13 protein-coding genes are annotated in these 16,623 nt (G+C 34.1%); 12 read left to right on the top strand and 1 reads right to left on the bottom strand.

The genetic code is table 11. The features are described 5' to 3' along the window. The 11 genes from pyrE to ANASTE_RS08985 all read left to right on the top strand — a co-directional run bounded on the left by pyrE (nucleotide 1) and on the right by ANASTE_RS08985 (nucleotide 15,609). Nucleotides 1–588 carry an orotate phosphoribosyltransferase gene (gene pyrE / locus ANASTE_RS08935; RefSeq protein ID WP_007050692.1) on the top strand — a complete coding sequence of 196 codons (588 nt, stop codon included), beginning with the start codon at nucleotides 1–3 and terminating at the stop codon, nucleotides 586–588. Between the two features lie 12 nt (nucleotides 589–600). Continuing rightward, nucleotides 601–1,659, top strand: a complete 1,059-nt coding sequence (carA, locus tag ANASTE_RS08940) for a glutamine-hydrolyzing carbamoyl-phosphate synthase small subunit (RefSeq protein ID WP_007050693.1) — start codon at nucleotides 601–603, stop codon at nucleotides 1,657–1,659. A 10-nt stretch (nucleotides 1,660–1,669) separates the two neighbouring features. After that, nucleotides 1,670–4,894 (top strand): carbamoyl-phosphate synthase large subunit, encoded by a 3,225-nt coding sequence (gene carB / locus ANASTE_RS08945; protein ID WP_007050694.1) that lies wholly within the window; start codon nucleotides 1,670–1,672, stop codon nucleotides 4,892–4,894. Between the two features lie 264 nt (nucleotides 4,895–5,158). Continuing rightward, nucleotides 5,159–6,454, top strand: coding sequence for a hypothetical protein (locus ANASTE_RS08950; protein ID WP_007050695.1), 1,296 nt, complete (start codon nucleotides 5,159–5,161; stop codon nucleotides 6,452–6,454). Between the two features lie 291 nt (nucleotides 6,455–6,745). Beyond that, nucleotides 6,746–8,554 carry a potassium-transporting ATPase subunit KdpA gene (kdpA, locus tag ANASTE_RS08955; protein ID WP_007050696.1) on the top strand — a complete coding sequence of 603 codons (1,809 nt, stop codon included), beginning with the start codon at nucleotides 6,746–6,748 and terminating at the stop codon, nucleotides 8,552–8,554. A 22-nt stretch (nucleotides 8,555–8,576) separates the two neighbouring features. After that, nucleotides 8,577–10,649, top strand: a complete 2,073-nt coding sequence (kdpB, locus tag ANASTE_RS08960) for a potassium-transporting ATPase subunit KdpB (protein ID WP_007050697.1) — start codon at nucleotides 8,577–8,579, stop codon at nucleotides 10,647–10,649. 14 nt (nucleotides 10,650–10,663) lie between these two features. After that, on the top strand, nucleotides 10,664–11,260 hold the full coding sequence (locus tag ANASTE_RS08965; protein ID WP_007050698.1) for a potassium-transporting ATPase subunit C: 597 nt from the start codon (nucleotides 10,664–10,666) through the stop codon (nucleotides 11,258–11,260). 13 nt (nucleotides 11,261–11,273) lie between these two features. Next, nucleotides 11,274–11,645 carry a hypothetical protein gene (locus ANASTE_RS08970; RefSeq protein ID WP_007050699.1) on the top strand — a complete coding sequence of 124 codons (372 nt, stop codon included), beginning with the start codon at nucleotides 11,274–11,276 and terminating at the stop codon, nucleotides 11,643–11,645. After that, entirely contained in the window at nucleotides 11,642–12,160 is a 519-nt protein-coding gene (locus ANASTE_RS08975) for a hypothetical protein (RefSeq protein WP_007050700.1), read from the top strand. The genes ANASTE_RS08970 and ANASTE_RS08975 overlap by 4 nt, the downstream gene beginning before the upstream one ends. A 58-nt stretch (nucleotides 12,161–12,218) precedes the next feature. After that, nucleotides 12,219–14,909, top strand: a complete 2,691-nt coding sequence (locus tag ANASTE_RS08980; protein ID WP_007050701.1) for a sensor histidine kinase — start codon at nucleotides 12,219–12,221, stop codon at nucleotides 14,907–14,909. Further along, a complete protein-coding gene (locus ANASTE_RS08985; protein WP_007050702.1) occupies nucleotides 14,902–15,609 on the top strand; it encodes a response regulator in 708 nt (235 codons plus the stop codon). Before ANASTE_RS08980 ends, ANASTE_RS08985 begins: the two co-directional genes overlap by 8 nt. 9 nt (nucleotides 15,610–15,618) lie before the next feature. Here ANASTE_RS08985 and ANASTE_RS08990 read toward each other — a convergent pair whose 3' ends face one another. Next, a complete protein-coding gene (locus ANASTE_RS08990) occupies nucleotides 15,619–16,194 on the bottom strand; it encodes an epoxyqueuosine reductase QueH (RefSeq protein WP_039945489.1) in 576 nt (191 codons plus the stop codon). Between the two features lie 53 nt (nucleotides 16,195–16,247). Here ANASTE_RS08990 and ANASTE_RS08995 point away from each other — a divergent pair, with 53 nt between their 5' ends. After that, on the top strand, nucleotides 16,248–16,604 hold the full coding sequence (locus ANASTE_RS08995) for a hypothetical protein (protein ID WP_007050704.1): 357 nt from the start codon (nucleotides 16,248–16,250) through the stop codon (nucleotides 16,602–16,604). Nucleotides 16,605–16,623 lie beyond the last annotated feature (19 nt).

Below are 16,623 nucleotides of genomic sequence, written 5' to 3' on the forward strand. Positions count from 1 at the left end.
ATGAGTGAACAAAGAGTAAAAGAGATTTTAAAAGAAACGGAAGCATTTCTAGAAGGTCATTTCCTTCTTTCATCGGGAAGACATTCAAATCAGTATGTACAATGTGCTAAATTATTAAGATTTCCTGATAAGGCAGCGGAAGTTTTAAAAGAAGTAACTGAACAAGTAAAAGATCTCGGTATAACAAAGATATGCGGGCCGGCTATGGGAGGCGTTATCGTCTCTTATGAGCTTGGCAGACAGCTTGGTATAGAAAGTATATTTACCGAAAGAAAAGACGGTAAAATGGAACTTAGAAGAGGTTTTAGTGTAGGTAAAGGTGATAAGGTACTCATAAGCGAAGATGTTATCACTACCGGGAAAAGCACTTTGGAAACCGTTAAAGTACTTGAAGATATGGGCGCGGAAGTTGTTGGTGTTTGTTCTATAGTAAACAGAACAAGTGATGATTTGAATTTCCCACTTCCTATATACTCTGCTATAAGACTAAACATAGTTTCTTATGACGGTGAAGATTGTCCTTTATGTAAAGAAGGAAAAATCGAACTTGTAAAACCGGGCAGCAGAGATTTTAAAAAATCTAAATAAAGAGGTTATATAATGAAAGGATATTTACAGTTAGAAAATGGAATGACCTTTGAAGGTGAGCTTTTTGGTAAGATCCAAGAGAAAGTAATCGGAGAAGTTGTATTTAATACTTCGATGACCGGATACCAAGAGATTTTAACAGACCCGTCTTATTACGGTCAAATTGTTACGATGACTTACCCGCTTATAGGTAACTATGGAGTTAATTTTGATTATGAACAATCGGATAGCTGCAAGGCAAGAGGTTTTATAGTTAAAGAAGTATGTTACAAACCTAATAACTTCAACAATGAAATGACACTTCCGGACTATTTGGAAAGCGAAGACATAACAGCATTAAGCGGGATAGATACGAGAATGCTTACAAAAGTTCTCAGAAACGAGGGTGTTATGAGAGGAATGATAACCACTCATATGATGCCTAAGACCAAGCTTATCGAAATACTGGATGAACACGATAATTCAAAAAGTGTTTTCACGGTTTCTACTTCAAATACATATGAAATCAAAGGAAAAAAAGACGCAAAACATATCGTTATATATGATTATGGTATAAAAACCAATATTATAAATATGTTTAAGGAAAAAGGACTTAATTTAACTATCGTTCCTTTTGACACTAAAGCCGAAGACGTTTTGAAAATAAACCCTGATGCGGTATTTTTATCTAACGGCCCCGGAGACCCTATGGATCTTCCTATGTGTGTTGAAGAAATCAAAAAACTAATAGGTAAACTTCCTATTCTCGGTATTTGCCTGGGACATCAGCTTGCTTCTTTGGCTTTAGGCGGAACAACAAAGAAACTTAAATTCGGTCACAGAGGCGGAAATCACTCTGTTAAAAATTTAGCTAATGAAAGAGTATTCATTACAAGTCAAAATCATGGATATGTGGTTGATAAACTTCCCAAAGATGTTGAAGTGACATATACACATGTAAATGACGGAAGTATCGAAGGAATGAGAGTAAGAGATAAAAAAATATATACTGTTCAGTTCCATCCCGAAGCTTGTCCGGGACCAACTGACAACGGGAATGTATTAGACGAAATTTTAAAGGTAATAGAGTAGGAGGATTATCATGCCAAAAAGAGACGATATAAGTAAAGTATTGGTTATAGGTTCAGGTCCGATCATCATCGGACAAGCTGCCGAGTTTGATTATTCGGGAACACAAGCCTGTGAAGCCATAAGAGAAGAAGGATTCGAAGTTGTTCTTATAAATTCCAACCCTGCTACTATTATGACAGACAAACAAACTGCGGATAAAGTATACATAGAACCTATTACTTTGGAATCGGTTGTAAAAATTATTGAAAAAGAACGTCCAGATGCAATTATCGGCGGTATGGGCGGACAGACAGCTCTTAACATGACTATGGAGCTTCATAATAAAGGTATCCTTGATAAATACGGAATAAAAGTTATCGGAACAAGTGTTGAAGGTATCATGAAAGGTGAAGACAGAGATGAGTTTAGAAAACTTATGCAGGAAATCGGTCAGCCTATCATCGAAAGCAGGATTGTAAATACTCTTGAAGATGCTAAAAAAGCCGCTCTTGATATCGGATATCCCGTTGTTGTAAGACCTGCGTATACACTCGGAGGTACCGGAGGCGGTATCGTAAATAACGAAGATGAGTTATTGAAGATTGCGGAAAGCGGACTTTCTCTTTCTATGACTACTCAAATCCTTATTGAAAAGAGTATTAAAAACTGGAAAGAAATAGAATACGAAGTAATGAGAGACTCTAACGGTACCTGTATTACTATCTGTAATATGGAAAATATAGACCCTGTCGGTATCCATACCGGGGATAGTATAGTTGTCGCTCCTACTCAAACTCTTTCGGATAAAGAATGTCAAATGCTCCGTTCCGCTTCTCTTGATATAATCGAAGCGGTAGGTATCGAAGGCGGATGTAATGTTCAGTTTGCACTTCATCCTGACAGTATGGAATATGCGATTATAGAAATAAATCCGAGAGTATCACGTTCTTCTGCGCTAGCCTCAAAAGCCGTAGGTTATCCTATAGCTAAAGTATCTGCAAAGATCGCACTCGGCTATCATTTGGAAGAAATCAGAAATGCAGTTACAAAAGAAACCTTTGCATGCTTCGAACCTGCAATTGATTATGTAGTTATCAAAGTTCCAAAATGGCCATTCGATAAATTCCTAAGTGCAAAAAGAGACCTTGGAACGAAGATGATGGCTACCGGAGAAGTAATGTCAATAGGCAGGACTTTTGAAGAAGCGTTTTTAAAGGCTATCAGATCTCTTGAAATCAAAAAGCATACTTTAGTTCATAATAAAGTAAATGATATTCCGATAAAAGAATTAAGACATAAAGTATTTAAAGCAGATGATGAAAGAATATTTGTATTGGCTCAAATGCTCAGACTTAAATATTCGGTTACTCAAGTAAGTAAGATAACGGGTATTGACTTATTCTTTGTAAATAAAATAAATGAAATAGTAAAAAGAGAAGAACACTTAAAGACTTTAACTTTGGAAACTTTAACAAAAGCAGAATTGCTTGACCTTAAGAAAAAAGGATTTTCCGATAAAGGTATCAGTTTCTTAATGGGCGTCAGAGAAAAAGATATATATGAAATGAGACAAATGTGGAATATCAACCCTGTTTATAAGATGGTTGATACATGTGCGGGCGAATTTGAAGCTTATACTCCATATTATTATTCAACATATGATACCGAAGATGAGGTAGTGGTAAGTGATAAGAAGAAAGTAATGGTTATCGGTTCCGGACCTATTAGGATAGGTCAGGGTATAGAATTCGACTACAGTTCCGTTCACTGCGTTTATGCACTAAAGCAAATGGGTATAGAAACTATCGTTGTTAATAATAACCCCGAAACCGTAAGTACCGATTTTGATACTTCCGATAAACTTTATTTTGAACCTTTAACAGATGAAGACGTACTTAATATTTACAATAAAGAAAAACCTGACGGTGTAATTCTTCAGTTCGGCGGACAGACTGCGATAAAGCTTGCGGAAATGTGTGTAAGAGAAAATATTCCTATTTTAGGTACATCTCCGGATAGTATCGATAAAGCGGAAGACAGGGAAAGATTTGAAGCTATGCTTTCAAAGTTAGGTGTAAAACAGCCTAAAGGAAAAGGTGTATTCACAGTTGAAGAAGGTAAAGAAATAGCTCAAAAAATAGGATATCCCGTACTTGTAAGACCTTCATATGTTCTAGGCGGCAGAGGTATGATGATTTGTCATGATGAAGAAAGTCTTATCAAATACCTTACTAATGCGATAAAAGAAGACGGTAAAAATCCTGTCCTAATTGATAAATACTTATTCGGACTTGAAGTTGAAGTAGATGCGGTTTGTGACGGTGTAGATGTATTTGTTCCGGGTATAATGGAACATCTTGACAGAGCAGGTGTCCATTCGGGAGACAGTGCGACACTATATCCTACAAGACACGTAAGTGATAAAATCAAAGAAACATTATATGATTATACGAGAAAAATAGCTCTTGAACTTAATGTAAAGGGAATGATAAATATTCAATTTATCGTATTTAAAGATGAACTTTATGTGATCGAAGTTAACCCTCGTTCAAGCAGGACCGTACCTTATATTACAAAAATCACTAATGTTCCTATTTTGGAAATGGCTGTTAGGTCAATGTTCGGACCTTGTATTAAAGAAATGGGATACGGAAGTTACATTCAGCCGGACAGCGAAAATTATGGCGTAAAAGTTCCGGTATTCTCTACGGAAAAACTTCCTAACGTTGAAGTAAGCCTCGGACCTGAAATGCGTTCTACGGGAGAAGTCCTCGGTGTAAGCAAAAATTATTTGGAAGCTTTATATAAAGGGTTCTTAGCTGCCGGATTTGACTTGAGTAAGAGAAAGAGAAAACTTCTTATTTCATTAAATGATGACAGCAAAGAGGAATTCCTTCCTTCTCTTAAAAAGATGTCTGATATCGGATATGAATTCTTTGCCACAGAAAATACAAAGAACTATATGGAAGGACATGGAATTAAAAATGTTACCGAAGTATATAAAATAGGACATGAAGGAGAACATAAGGATTTAGGTATCTTAGATGTTATTAAAAATCATAAGATCGATTTGATTATAAATACTCCGGGAAGTTCCTCGGATTCGGAAACAGACGGATTTAAGATAAGAAGATGTGCCGTTGAATGCGGAGTAAGTGTAGTGACTTCAATCGACAGTGCCATTGCACTGGCTACGTTATTCAGTGAAGATTTAAATTTCAGTGATTTTGATGTAACCGATGTTGCAAACTATTAGTTATAATTTAAGAAGATAGTGTCTTGCTATCTTCTTTTTTATTACCGTAAGAAAAGTTTGGTATAAAACACCGTAAAATAAAGGGAAAGTAAGTTTAAAATAATGGACTTTTGCTCATAAGTATTTTATAATATTATTATATAAAATTATTGGATACTACTTTTTTATGAGGGAAAAAGTGTATTAGACAATATTTTGTTCTTAATTAGTTTAATATAGTAACAAAGAGTTACTAAAAATAAATATATAAAGGAGAAATTAATTATGAAAAAAGTTTTAAAAAGACTTTTGGTGCTTACTTTAGTATCAATGTTTGCACTGGGCAGTACGGGCGTATTTGCAGCAGAGAATGCCAACGTACAAGCAACGTTAGAAAAAGGCGAAAATATAAAGGTAAGTAAACAAACGGCAGCAAAGCCTATAGAAAAATCAAGCAACTTAAAGGCAATTGTTAAAAAGTCAGCTCTTTCTAATATTAATAGTCTTTCTGCTACGACAATGACTTACAGTACAACAGCTAAACCTGCATATGCAAAAGGAGTTATTCCCGGAGTATATTCTACAAATACACAAGTTTTATGTCTTCCTATAAAAGCTAATGCAACGGGTAAGTTATGGATAGATGCAGTTGTTCCAATCGGAAGCCCTTGCAGTGTTCAAGTATATGTTGGTACTCTCTCTGGAAGTACGTTTACACCTGTAAATGACTATGGATACGTAACTGCGGGTAAGACTGATATAGGAATCGGTGGTTTGGATGTAGTAGCAGGAAGAACGTATTATATAGGACTTGCTAATTCCAAAGAAAATGCGTTGGTTAATCTCCGAGGATATGTATATACTTATACTTCAGGCAGAACTCTTCCTGTAAATAAAATCATGTTATCTTCAGGTGTAAAAGGTAGCTCAAATGCAACGCCTTCACTATTATATAAAATTAAACCAAGTAAAACCGGTACAATTAGTGTATCTTTAACTGAATATGGTATGTCTAGTTCTGCGGGATATGTAACATTATATAATTCAAAGAAAAAAGCTATATCTTCTAAACTATGGTATTATAGCAAGTCAAGCTCAAGCAGAGCGTATTTCGGAGTAAAAGCAGGAACAACATATTATATAAAAATAACCGATGCAAGAGGCTCTTATTCTTCTCAGTATAAATATGGCGTAAAATATACCAATACCAAAGTTACGGATAGAAACTTATCTAAAAAAAGTAAAGCGAAAACAATTAAACGTAAAAAATCGGTATCTACGGTTTTTGTTGCTTCAACCGGGAAAAGTGTAGATTGGTATAAATTTAAAGTAACTAAAAAGAGAAAAACTCAAATTAAACTTTATACTTCAGGTATTAAATCCGGTAATCTTTATGTAACAGTGTATAAAGGCAAAAAGAAAATAGGTTCTACAAAGAAAGTACCATATTATGCAAATTCATTCACCGGAACTATAACGTATGGTCGCAGTTATGGCAAGGCAGATAAAGGTACTTATTATGTTAAAGTTCAGCAAGGTGCAAAATGCAGCGGTAAATATTCTATTAAATATGTAAAATAGATTTAAAAAGAGAAGTATATATACTTCTCTTTTTTATTACTTATAAATAATTTATTACTTATATTTTAAACTTCAAAAAGCAGTTTTGTACTGCTTTTCTTTAATAGTAAATCTTTATGCAATCTTAATACTCATTACTTGTCCCTTAACACTATTTTAATTCTTTAAGTGATAGACTTTAATTTGTTAAAAGGAGGATATAAAGATGACATTTCTTATAGTAATAAGCGGTTTGGCAGCTGTGGGTATGCTTATATACTACGCTGTTATACTTCTGGGAGGTAGAGAATAATGAGTAATTCAATTTTGCAATATGTGTTTTATTTGGTAATTTTAGTTGCTTTAGCCATTCCTTTAGGAAAATACATAAGCAAAGTAATGAATGGCGAAAAGGTATTTTTATCAAAAATAATGCTTCCCGTTGAAAATTTTATTTATAAAGTTTTAAAAATCAAAAAAGATGAAGAAATGGGATTTAAAAAATATGCAATAAGTGCATTGGCATTCAGTGCATTTGGATTGATTTTTCTATTTGTAATTCAATGTGCACAAAAATTCTTACCTTTAAATCCTGAAGGTATCAGCGGTATGAGCTGGGATCTATCATTTAATACAGCAGCAAGTTTCGTTACAAATACAAACTGGCAAGCTTATAGCGGCGAATCTCAATTAAGTTATTTGTCACAGGCTTTAGGATTAACGGTACAAAACTTTACATCTGCTGCAACAGGTATGGCTGTTCTATACGCTTTGGTAAGGGGACTAATGAAGGTTAAAAGTAAAGGGCTAGGTAACTTTTTTGTGGATGTTACAAGAAGTATTTTATATGTATTGATCCCACTTTCATTAGTAGTAACGATAGGTATTGCTTCACAAGGTGTTGTACAAACATTTAAAGGACATGAAGAAGTTAGCCTACTTGAACCTGTAGCCGTAACTACCGAAGGTGAAATCATAGAGAATGCAAAAATTCAAGATAATAAAGTTTATGTTAATGGTGAACAGATAAAAGATGCTGAAGTGGTAACAAAACAAATCGTTCCTTTAGGTATGGCAGCGAGTCAGGTTGCAATAAAGCAGCTCGGAACAAACGGCGGTGGATATTATGGAGTTAACTCTGCACACCCACTCGAAAACCCAACGCCTTTCTCTAATATGTTGGAAATGCTTTCCTTATTATTGATTCCTGTTGCATTGTGTTTTGCCTTTGGCAGAGATATTAAAAACAAAAAACAAGGGATTGCTATATTTATGGCAATGTTTATATTATTAGTTGGTTTTATGGGTATAACTGCCTATAGCGAACATGCTTCTACGCCTGCATTTACTTCAAATCCTGCGGTAAGCACATCAGTTGATGGGCAAATCGGTAACATGGAAGGTAAGGAAACGAGGTTCGGTATTGCCTCATCTGTTACATGGGCTAGCTGGACAACAGCGGCATCAAATGGTTCCGTAAACTCTATGCATGACAGCTATACTCCTATAGGAGGAATGATACCAATGCTTCAAATGCAGCTAGGTGAAGTAGTATTTGGCGGTGTAGGATGTGGATTATACGGAATGCTAGGTTTTGCGATTTTAGCGGTATTCGTGGCAGGTCTTATGGTTGGAAGAACCCCCGAATTCTTGGGAAAGAAGATAGAGCCTTTTGAAATGAGGATGGCAGTATTGGTATGTCTGGCTACTCCTATAGCTATACTTATAGGAAGCTTCCTGGCTACTATACTTCCGTCAACGGCTGATAGTTTGAATAATGCGGGAGCTCATGGGCTCAGTGAAGTGATTTATGCTTTCTCTTCTGCGGGCGGTAATAATGGTTCGGCATTTGCAGGATTTAATGCAAATACACCATTCCTAAATGTTAATTTAGGTTTCGTAATGTTATTTGCTCGTTTCGTTCAAATGACAGCGTGTCTTGCCATAGCGGGAAGTCTTGCAAAGAAAAAGAAAATTGCTGTAACCGCAGGAACTCTATCAACATCAAATGCTATGTTTGTATTCTTACTTGTACTAATGGTACTAATAGTAGGGGCATTGAGTTTCTTCCCTGCATTGGCTCTCGGACCGATAGCAGAATTCTTTGAAATGATTATATAGTAAAGGAGATTATAGTAGTATTATGAAAAATAATGAATATACAAGCGCTTTAAAAGATAAAGATATGGTGCTACGTGCCATAAAAGATTCTTTTATAAAACTTTCTCCGAAAATACAAGCTAAAAATCCGGTAATGCTTCTTGTATACATATCGGCTATACTTACAAGTATTTTGTTTGTAGCTGCTCTGTTTGGCATTCAAGATGCACCAAAGGGATATATCCTTGGAATAGCACTTATCCTTTGGTTCACGGTTTTATTTGCTAACTTTGCGGAAGCTATTGCGGAAGGCAGAGGGAAGGCCCAAGCCGATTCCCTCAGAGCCGCAAAGCAGGATGTAAAAGCATATAAAATTCCGTCAATAGATAAAAAAGAAGAAATAACAGAGATTTCTTCTGCACAACTTCAAAAAGACGATATTGTAATCGTAAAAGCAGGTGAACAAATTCCAGCTGACGGAGAAGTCATAGATGGTGCTGCTTCTGTAGATGAAAGTGCCATAACAGGTGAATCTGCACCGGTTATAAGAGAAAGCGGCGGAGATAGAAGTGCCGTTACAGGCGGTACAACTGTTATATCTGACTGGATAGTAATGAAAGTAACAAGTGAAAAAGGTGAAAGTTTCCTGGATAAAATGATAGCAATGGTTGAGGGTGCTTCAAGAAAGAAGACACCAAATGAAATTGCTCTTGAAATATTTTTGGTAGCCTTATCAATCATATTTATATTGGTAACACTTGCTTTATATGGCTATTCTTTATTCTCAGCAAATCAGCAAGGTGTTGAAAACCCAACATCAATAACATCACTTATTGCGTTATTGGTTTGTTTGGCTCCAACTACTATTGGTGCACTTCTTTCTGCAATAGGTATTGCGGGAATGAGCAGACTTAATAGTGCAAATGTGCTTGCAATGAGCGGAAGAGCAATTGAAGCGGCAGGTGATGTGGATATATTGATGCTTGATAAGACAGGAACTATTACTTTAGGAAACAGGAAAGCAGATGCTTTTATACCTGCCAGGGGAATAGATATAAAAGAACTTGCAGATGCTGCACAGCTTTCGTCTTTAGCAGATGAAACACCGGAAGGCAGAAGTATTGTAATATTGGCAAAAGAAAAGTTTGGATTAAGAGGCAGAAATCTTGAAGAATTAAATATGGAATTCGTTCCTTTTACAGCTAAAACTCGTATGAGCGGTGTAAATATGGATGGAGTAGAAATCAGAAAAGGTGCTGCTGATACCATCAAACAATATGTGGAAGAACAAGGCGGCAACTTTAATACCGAGATTGAAGAAGCTGTAAATAAAATAGCTAACCAAGGCGGAACGCCGCTTGTTGTAGCTAAAAATGATAAAGTATTGGGTGTTATCCACTTAAAAGATATTATAAAAAAAGGCGTAAAAGAAAAATTCGCCGACCTTAGAAAAATGGGCATTAAGACGATAATGATTACCGGCGATAATCCTCTTACTGCTGCTGCTATTGCTGCGGAAGCAGGTGTGGATGATTTCCTTGCAGAAGCTACCCCTGAAGGTAAACTTGATATGATAAGAGACTTTCAAAAGAAAGGTCATCTTGTTGCTATGACAGGGGACGGTACAAATGATGCTCCCGCACTTGCACAGGCAGATGTTGCGGTAGCAATGAATTCAGGTACTCAGGCTGCAAAAGAAGCAGGTAATATGGTGGATTTGGATTCCTCACCTACAAAATTAATTGATGTAGTAAGGATAGGTAAACAGTTATTAATGACAAGAGGAAGTCTTACAACATTTAGTATAGCAAATGATATTGCAAAATACTTTGCTATAATACCTGCTTTATTCATAGGATTATATCCGGGATTGCAGGCTCTTAATATAATGGGACTTCACAGTGCAAATGCAGCTGTGTTCTCAGCTATTATATATAATGCACTTGTTATTGTAGCTTTGATACCTCTTGCATTAAAGGGTGTTAAATACAGGGAAGTATCTTCCGGAAAACTTCTCAGCAGGAATTTACTTGTTTACGGACTCGGTGGTATTATTACTCCATTTATCTTTATCAAGATAATAGATATGGTCATCGTTTCGTTAGGTTTGGTATAGGAGGAAAAGGATAAATGAAAGGTACAATAAAAAGATCTTTAATGTTTGTAATAATCACTACTGTACTTTGCGGACTTATATATACTTTTGTTATGACTGGTATCTGCCAGGTTTTATTTCATGATAAAGCTAACGGAAGTATAATTGAAGTAAACGGAGTGAAATATGGAAGTGAATTTATGGCACAGCAGTATGAAGATGAAGATCATATGTGGGGTCGTGTTATGAACTTAAATATGACCACATATAAAGATAAAGACGGAAATACTCTTCTTTATTCCGGACCTTCAAATGTAACTCCCGCAAGTGGAGATTTTGAAAAAACTATAGAAGAAAGAGTAGAAAAAATAAAAGCAAATCATAAAGAAATGGGAAATACCCCTATTCCGCCTGATTTAGTAACAAATTCGGGAAGTGGTCTAGACCCTGAAATATCTCCGGAAGCAGCAGAATATCAAGTGAAGCGACTTGCTAAAAATAATGGTATGAATGAAACGCAGGTCAAAGCAATAATCGATAAATGTACCAAAGGACGTTTCTTAGGTATATTTGGAGAAAAAAGAGTAAACGTATTAAAAGTTAACTTAATGTTAGATGGAATATTAAAGTAAAAGGAGATTAGATATGCATAACAAAGTCATCGCATATAAGGAACAAGTAAATGTTTTAAAAGATATTAAACCAAATTTTGAAGAATCATTGTTAATGGTTTATATCTATATGCTTGGATGTGAACTTAGCATGAATCCAAAGGTATATAAAATCGAAAAAGAACATTCTTTATGGGTATATTATGAAAAGGCTTGTTATGCAGTTGAAAGTTTCTTTGATGAATTTGGTATAAGTGCGGGGTTAATATCAAATAAATATCCTTTATCGGTTTATGGGATCATAAATGATAATGAGTCAGCTTCGCTTGTATCTTATTATGATTTAAGTGACAGTAAAGTTGTACTTATGAAAAAAATGTATCCGGTAAAGATTTTGATGAAATGACTGATATTTGTGTAAAAGTAGAAATAAATGATTTATTTTTACTGGATAGTTTTTATGAGTTGCTAAATAACCTTGATTATAGGAAAAGTTATATTGCAGTCGATAGAGCAAAGTTCTCGGAATATATGTTTAATAATATGGATGAAGAAGATAAAAATACTTTTTATAAGTATATAAAATTAGATGATCCATATGAACATGAATCCTTTATTGATTCTCTTAGTATAGAACAAAGAAAAGAGTTGTGGATATTCTTTTTGAAAGATAAATTATCGCCCATTGATTTTGATTATGCTTTCGAGAGATATAAAGATGATACTATGTATTCTTTATTTGAATGGGAGCTTGCTCTTAGGCTTGCACTCAGTGATATGGATATAAGTATAAAATATGATGATAATAATTTTAAAGTAATTGATAAAAATAATAAAAGGCTATATTTTGATTATTCATCCGAAAATAATGCAGAGAAATTATTTTTAAAAATATTATTTCCGGTAAATACTTTTAAGTAATATTAAATAGTGTTAATATTTGAATATATTAACACTGTTTACTTTGTTAGGAGAAATTATGAGACCTGATCCGAATAAAATTTTAGAGAAAATCAAGACAGAAAATATAAATAACAATTACGGTAAACTAAAGATATTTTTTGGCTATGCTGCTGGAGTTGGTAAAACATATTCAATGCTTGAGGCTGCTCATAAAGCAATCGATAATGGGAAAGATGTCATTATTGGATATATTGAGCATCATGCTCGTCCCGAAACCATGGCTCTTACAAATGGTATAGAACATTTAGATAATAAAGAAACAAAGTATAATGGCATTGTTCTTAAAGAGTTTGATTTGGATGCTGCTCTTAAAAGAAATCCTGAGATAATACTTGTAGATGAGCTTGCCCATACCAATGCTGAAGGTTCCAGACATGTAAAGAGATATCAGGATATTGAAGAATTACTGAAAGCAGGAATAAATGTATATACCACTGTAAATGTTCAGCATATCGAAAGTCTAAATGATATAGTTGCTTCGATTACAGGAGTAGAAGTAAGGGAAAGGATACCGGACAGAATATTTGACCTTGCTTATCAGGTGGAGCTTGTTGATATTGAGCCTGCGGACCTAATAGACAGGCTCAATAAAGGCAAGATTTACAGAGAGGACAGAGCTGTTACCGCACTGGATAATTTCTTTACCGTAGATAACCTTACCGCACTTAGAGAAATTGCTTTAAGGAGATGTGCGGATAGGGTAAATAAAATATCGGAAAAGATAAAAAATCCTTTAAAAAAGGCTTCTCCTGTCAATGAACATATTCTAATCTGTTTATCTTCGTCTCCAAGCAATAAAAAAGTAATCAGAACTGCCGCTCGTATGGCAGATGCTTTTAAAGGAACATTTACCGCACTATATGTAGAGACTTCCGAAGCAAAAGAAATAAATAAGGAAGATGAAAAAAGATTAAACGAAAATTTTAAGTTGGCAGAACAGCTTGGTGCAAATATAACAACAGTATATGGAGATGATATAGTTTTTCAGATTGCAGAGTTTGCAAGGCTGTCAAATGTTTCTAAAATAATTATTGGAAGAAGCGGGAATAAAAAAGGATTTTTTTCTTCTAATACTTCTTTTGCAAATAGGTTATCTTCCATATATCCTAATTTGGATATTTATATTATTCCCGACAGTGATATAAAGAGCAAAAGAAATGTAAAAAATATCATTGATAAAAATCAAGTAAATATTAGTTTCATTGATTCATTTAAGTCTATTATTATTCTGCTATTATGTACTTTACTTGGTTTTATTTTCTATACACTTGGTTTTAGTGAAGCAAATATAATAACGGTATATATTTTGGGTGTACTTGGAACTGCAGTAATAACTCCTAAGAAAATATATCCAATCGTTTCTTCTTTTTTTAGTGTTTTGATATTTAATTTCTTTTTTACTGTACCGAGATTTACTTTGGATGCATACGACAAAGGATATCCGGTAACCTTTTTAATAATGTTCATAGCAGCATTTGTTACGGGAACACTTACTTCCAGAATAAAAGAGCAAGCAAAGCAGTCGGTAAGAGTTGCATATAGGACAACAGTTCTTCTTGAAACAAACCAAAAATTACAGCAAGTAAAGAGTAAAGAAGAAATAATTGAGGAAACGGGAAAACAGATACTTAAGTTGTTTGATAAAACTACTATTATATATTTATCATTATATGATAGATTATTGGAACCTCAAATATTTATGGCGGATAAAAATGAAGATATAAGGGAATATATAAATGCCAATGAACAAGCTGTTGCTCTCTGGGTATATAAAAATAACAAACATGCCGGAGCTTCCACCAATACTCTGAACGGAGCAAAATGTTATTATTTGTCCATAAGAGGTAAAGAAGGGATTTATGGTGTCGTAGGTGTTAAAATAGATAAAAATGAGGAATTTAGTATGTTTGACAGAAGCCTTCTAATTTCAATGGTGAATGAATGCGGTGCTATACTTGAAAACAATTATCTGGAAGAAAAGAATGAAAAAGCATTATTGGAAGCAAAGCAGGAAAAACTTAGAGCTAACTTGTTACGCTCAATATCACATGATTTAAGGACACCGCTTACAAGCATATCAGGAAATGCCTCGGTATTATTAAAAGATTTTGACAGTCTCGATAATAATAAGAAGCATGAACTATACGAAGATATGTATGATGATTCCATGTGGCTTATAAACCTTGTAGAAAACCTTCTTTCGGTTACTAGGATTGAAGATGGAAGCATGAATTTGAATATAGAGCCTGAACTTTTGAGTGAAGTCATAGGTGAAGCACTTAAACATATCAATAGGAAAAGTGTTGAGCATAATATAAAAGTAGAAAATAATGATGAATTAATAATGGCAAAAATGGATTCCAGACTTATCATGCAGGTTATAATAAATATCGTAGACAATGCAATAAAATATACTCCTGAAGGTTCGGATATTACAATAAAGGTTAATAAAAAAAATGGTTACGTTTATACCAGTATAATTGATAATGGGAAGGGAATAAGTGATGAAGGAAAGAAAAATTTATTTAAAATGTTTTATACAGGTGGAAATATAGCAGACAGCAGAAGAGGTTTGGGACTTGGATTATATCTTTGTAAAACAATAGTAAATGCACACGGCGGAGAACTGATGGTTAAAGATAATACTCCGAAGGGTACTATATTTACATTTTCATTAAAAGCACAGGAGGTCACATTACATGAATAGATTAATATTAGTTGTGGAAGATGATAATGCAGTAAAAAACTTAATATCTACTACTTTAGAAAGTAAAGAATATAAATTTCATACTGCCAAAAACGGCAAACAGGCGCTGGATGAGGCAATCAGCAGAAAGCCTGATGTTATACTATTAGATTTGGGACTTCCTGATATGGATGGAGTTGATATAATAAAAAAAATCAGAGGTTGGTCTAATATGCCCATAATTGTAGTTAGTGCAAGGAGTGAGGATAAAGATAAAATAGATGCTTTGGATGCGGGTGCGGATGATTATCTAACTAAACCTTTCAGCGTGGATGAACTATTAGCAAGATTAAGGGTTGCATTTAGAAGACTTGATTATCAAAATAGTAATTATAATAAGAATGAAAGTCCTATATTTATTAATGGAGGACTTAAAATAGATTATGAAAGCGGATGTGTTTTTGTAGATGATAAAGAAGTGCATTTAACTCCTAATGAATATAAGTTGATTTGTCTATTAAGTAAAAATGTTGGTAAGGTACTTACTCACAAATATATTTTAAATGAAATATGGGGTACGGCTTTTGACAGTGACGTTGCTTCCCTAAGAGTATATATGGCAACTCTTAGAAAAAAGATAGAAAATGACAGTGAACATCCTATTTATATACAAACACATATTGGTGTTGGATATAGAATGCTTAGGATAGAAAATAAATAAGGAGCTTCTCTACAGAAGTTCCTTTTCTTTTTGTTTATTTATTAGTTCTTTCCTTCTTTTCTTTGAAAATCTTTCTTCCTCGCTGAAAATACAACCACAGTAGTTTTGTCTGTAAAGATTTAATTCTATAGCTTTTTCCTGTCCTTCATTAAAGTATGGTCTGAAATCTCTATATAAAAATTCAATATCATATTTTTTGCCGGCAGCTTTTGCTATCATACATATTAAATCGTGGTCTTGATACGGGCTTATTAAAAGAGTGGTCGTAAATGCGTCAAATCCCTTTTCTTTCGCGTATTTTGCAGTTTCAAAAAGACGCATATTATAGCATACACCACATCTGTTATCAAAGTTTGGATATATATTATCTATAAATTCTCTAAGTCCGTATTCATTTTCAATTATTAACTTAACATCTATTTCATTGGTATAATCTATCAGTGTCTTTTTCCTTTTTTTATATTCCTGAAAAGGATGAATATTCGGATTATACCAAAAACATGTTGGTTCGATATTTTCTTTTCTAAGTGTTTCTATGCACATAATCGAGCAGGGAGCACAGCATGTATGAAGTAGTACTTTCAAAATTATCCTCCTCATAGTATAATAATATATATTATATAGTTAAAAACATATAAATGCAATATGTAGAAAGCAGAGCGGTTATGGGAAGATTTATAGCTTTAGGCGTTATTATAATAGTAGTAATTATTTTTATCTTGATCGGACGCAGTATTTCAAAGAGCAAGAAACCTGTACAGTATATGTCGAATGTAAGTAAATTACCGGACGTTAATGATGTAGCGGGATATAATAAAGCACTGGGAAAAGTTTTTATTTATTTTGGATTATTACTTTTGCCTATTATGTCACCCTTGATTTTTGCACCTAAGCATTCATTAGGTTCTATAGTAAGTGTGCTGCTTGCTATGCCATGGGTAATAGGACTTATTGTTTGCTGTTATATTGTCGAAAACAAATATAAAGAAAAATAAAAGCACCTTAATAGGTGCT

Origin of the sequence: Anaerofustis stercorihominis DSM 17244, assembly GCF_000154825.1 — a bacterium.
Taxonomy (GTDB): domain Bacteria; phylum Bacillota; class Clostridia; order Eubacteriales; family Anaerofustaceae; genus Anaerofustis; species Anaerofustis stercorihominis.